The organism is Vibrio sp. 2130-1 (assembly GCF_033339515.1).
The window spans coordinates 1-552 of sequence record NZ_JAWOUT010000602.1 but is presented as its reverse complement, the minus strand read 5'-3'; the positions used below and the strand labels follow the sequence as shown (position 1 = coordinate 552).

Genomic DNA, 552 nt, shown 5'->3' with positions numbered 1-552 from the left:
TACTTTGCACGCGTCCGGCGTTCGTCATCAAGCTGGTGAGGATTTTAAATTCATTGCGTGTGAGTTTAAGCAGCGCGTCATCGTAGCGAATGCTTTGTTCCGATAAGGATAAAGACAACTGCCCAACCTGAATGATTTCTTCTGCACTGCCAGATTGACGGCGAATCAACACACGCAAGCGAGCGAGCAACTCTTCGAGTGCAAACGGTTTTCCGAGGTAATCATCTGCGCCGCCATCAAGGCCTTGAACGCGATCGCGAATGTCGTCGCGTGCGGTAAGTATCATCACTGGGAGCTTAAATCCGCCTTTGCGAATATTACGCAGAACTTCCACTCCATCGATCTCGGGTAGGGTGAGATCCAAAATTACGGCAGTGAACGCTTCTGTTTTGAGTGCGCTAGTCACGCCAGACCCTTTTTCCACCCAATCCACGGTGTACCCATGGCGACTTAATGAAGTCACCATGGATTGACCGAGTAGTTTGTCATCTTCTACGAGTAATAAGCGCATAGATTATTTCAATCTCCCAAGAGTCGCTTCAATTTCCAGTT

General features: G+C 48.6%; 1 protein-coding gene. It reads right to left on the bottom strand.

Annotation, left to right across the window (positions count from 1 at the left end; all coding sequences use genetic code 11):
- Positions 1-511: response regulator (locus R7Q09_RS27645; protein WP_318144146.1), on the bottom strand; the 511-nt coding region annotated here is incomplete at its 3' end.
- Positions 512-552: the final 41 nt, after the last annotated feature.